General features: G+C 55.3%; 4 protein-coding genes. All 4 read right to left on the reverse strand.

Annotated elements, in window-relative coordinates; genetic code table 11:
• Positions 1–55 precede the first annotated feature (55 nt).
• Positions 56–1,123 carry a 3-isopropylmalate dehydrogenase gene (leuB, locus tag DBO31_RS02115; protein ID WP_150824326.1) on the reverse strand — a complete coding sequence of 356 codons (1,068 nt, stop codon included), beginning with the start codon at positions 1,121–1,123 and terminating at the stop codon, positions 56–58.
• A gap of 2 nt (positions 1,124–1,125) precedes the next feature.
• On the reverse strand, positions 1,126–1,611 hold the full coding sequence (locus DBO31_RS02120; protein ID WP_150824327.1) for a 3-isopropylmalate dehydratase small subunit: 486 nt from the start codon (positions 1,609–1,611) through the stop codon (positions 1,126–1,128).
• 2 nt (positions 1,612–1,613) lie between these two features.
• On the reverse strand, positions 1,614–2,873 hold the full coding sequence (leuC, locus tag DBO31_RS02125; protein ID WP_150824328.1) for a 3-isopropylmalate dehydratase large subunit: 1,260 nt from the start codon (positions 2,871–2,873) through the stop codon (positions 1,614–1,616).
• Between the two features lie 39 nt (positions 2,874–2,912).
• On the reverse strand, positions 2,913–3,163 hold a 251-nt coding region (locus DBO31_RS02130), incomplete at its 5' end, for an alpha-isopropylmalate synthase regulatory domain-containing protein (protein ID WP_304466339.1).

A 3,163-nucleotide genomic window follows, 5' to 3' on the forward strand; every position in this document is an offset into this window, starting at 1 on the left:
TCTTTTTGCTGTTATACCAAGGGATATATGAAAAACGCAGGGAGATGCGTTTTCATCAGATGTGGGACAGGATTTCCTGTGTCATCGTTTCCGTATCGGCTTTTTTGAATCCGTCTTTATAGAGATCGGGCGTCCGCCAGCCATCGGCCAGTGTCTGGTTGACCGCCTCTTCGATGGCACGGGCCGCTTCTTCTTCACCAAAGGAATAGCGCAGCATCATAGCCGCCGACAGAATCGCCGCCGATGGATTGGCAATCCCTTTTCCGGCAATATCCGGCGCCGACCCATGGATGGGTTCGTAGAAGCTGGTCTCTTCCCCGATGCTGGCCGACGGCATCATGCCGATGGATCCGCCGAGAACGGCCGCTTCATCGCTGAGGATATCGCCGAAGAGATTTCCCGTGACGATGACGTCGAACTGCCGGGGATTGATAGCCAGCTGCATGGCACAGTTATCGACATAATAGTGATTGAGGGTCACATCGGGATAACGGGAAGCCGTATCAATGACCGTCCGCCGCCAGAGGCGGGATGTCGCCAGGACATTGGCCTTATCGACAGACGTCACCTTGTGACGCCGTTTCTGCGCCGCTTCCATGGCAAAGCGGGTTATGCGCCTGACTTCGGGGACGCTGTAGTTTTCCAGATCCCAGGCCCGTTCTGCCCCGTTGTGGATTTCCGATTCACATTTATCACCAAAGTAAATGCCGCCGATGAGTTCCCGCACGATGAGGATGTCCGTCCCGGTTACGATATCGGGTTTAAGAGGAGAATACTCTGCCAGGACATCGGGCACCGTAACCGGCCGCAGATTGGCATACAATCCCAGGGCCTTGCGCAGTCCCAGGAGTGCCCGTTCCGGCCGCAGGGACGGTTCGACATGATCCCATTTGTCCCCGCCGACAGCGCCAAACAGGATGGCGTCGGCATGGCGGGCAGCGTCGATGGTCTTATCCGGCAGCGGCGTGCCCGTGTGGTCGTAGGCAGTTCCGCCGGCTTCCTGCTTTTCATAGGTCATGCCGATGTGGAATTTTTCATCTATTTTTTGGAGAACCCGTACGGCGGCAGCCGTAATTTCTTCGCCGATTCCGTCTCCGGGAATGACTACAATATGGTTTGACATGGTTATTTCCCCTTTACGTATTCGATTAATCCGCCTGCTTTGGCAATGTCCTGGATGAATCCCGGCAGAGGCGGAGCCTGGAAGGTATCGCCAGTCGTTTCATTGATAATGGTGCCACTGGCTATATCGACTCGCAGGCGGTCTCCTCCATGGATATGTCCGACAGCGTCGCCGATTTCCAGTACGGGCAGGCCCACGTTGATGGCATTGCGATAAAAGATACGGGCAAAACTGGCAGCGATGACGACGGGGACGCCCGATGCCTTGATAGCAACCGGCGCGTGTTCCCGGGACGATCCGCAGCCGAAATTACGGCCGCCGACCATGATATCGCCATCCTGTACGTTGGGTGCAAAGGATTCGTCGATATCGACCATACAATGAGACGCCAGTTCTTTTGGGTCAAAACTGTTGAGATACCGTGCAGGGATGATGACATCTGTATCAATATTGTCGCCGTAGCGCCATACGTTTCCTTCTAATATCATGATTACCGGACCTCCTTAGGTTCTGCGATTTTGCCGAGAATGGCACTGGCTGCCGCCACCTGGGGCCCTGCCAGATATACTTCACTGTCTACGTGGCCCATGCGGCCGCGGAAATTGCGGTTCGTCATCGAAACGCACCGTTCACCGGCTGCCAGGATTCCCATATAGCCTCCCAGGCAGGGGCCGCAGGTCGGTGTCGATACAGCGGCACCGGCTTCGATGAACGTATCAATATAACCGGCATGCATGGCATCCTGATAGACCTGCTGGCTTCCCGGAATGATGATGCAGCGTACACGGGGATGGACCTTATGGCCTTTCAAAATGTCTGCGGCAATGCGCAGATCTTCCAACCGTCCATTGGTGCAGGAACCGATGACGACCTGGTCGATTTCGATATCACCGAAGGTCCCGACGGCTTTGGTATTGCCCGGCAGATGCGGAAAGGCGACGACGGGCCGGATCTGGGACAAATCGATAGAGACGACCCGGCTGTACGAGGCATCAGGATCGGCTTCGTACACCGTATAAGGATGGGAAATCCTGCCCTTTTCATAGGCTGCCGTCTGGTTATCGACGGGGAAAATCCCGTTCTTGGCACCGGCTTCGATAGCCATATTGGCGATGGTGAAGCGGTCTGTCATGGACAGGGACGCCACGCCGGTACCGGTAAATTCTAGTGACTGGTATAAGGCGCCATCGACACCGATCATGCCTATCAGGGTCAGCATGACATCCTTTCCCGTAATGTCTTCCGCCTTTTCCCCGGTAAGCTCGACCTTAATGGCATCGGGGACTTTGAACCACGCTTCGCCCGTCGCCATGGCCGCTCCCAGGTCGGTAGAGCCGACTCCTGTCGAGAATCCTCCCAGCGCCCCGTAGGTGCAGGTGTGGGAATCGGCACCTATGGTGAGCATGCCCGGCGCGACGATTCCCTGCTCCGGCAGGAGAACGTGTTCGATGCCGACGCGGCCTACTTCATAATAGTGGGTGATGTGGTGCTTTCTGGCAAAATCGCGGACAATCTTTGCCAGGCCTGCCGATTTGATATCTTTATTCGGCGTGAAATGGTCCGGAATCAGAGAAATCCGGTCTTTATCGAATACAGGCTTGCCGATTTTTTCAAAAGCGGCGATGGCCGGCGGTGCTGTAATATCGTTGGCCAGTACCATATCGAGGCGGCAGTTGATGAGGTCCCCCGCCTTGACGAATGCGACGCCGGCGTGGGCGGCCAAAATTTTCTGTGACATTGTCATTCCCATAATATATATCCTCCAGTTTTACAACATATCTTATAGTTATTAATGATGACTAGCTGAACGGCGGAAATCGTGAATCTGGTCATAACTGCTGCTCAGATTGCGGAAGGTAATCCGTTCTGCCATGCCCGGCATGCGGTTGATAGCTGAAACGAAGGCCCGGACAGATGCGGTCATCGTATCGGTGTCGATGCCGGCTCCCCATGTGGTCTGGCCTTTTTCGTCGGTGAGACCGAAATAGGCAATGCCCCGGGAGCTGGGATCGCGGTCCAGATCGTGTTCACTGTACTCCA

The sequence above is a fragment of the Megasphaera sp. DJF_B143 genome (genome assembly GCF_900320625.1).
Lineage (GTDB): Bacteria > Bacillota > Negativicutes > Veillonellales > Megasphaeraceae > Megasphaera > Megasphaera hexanoica.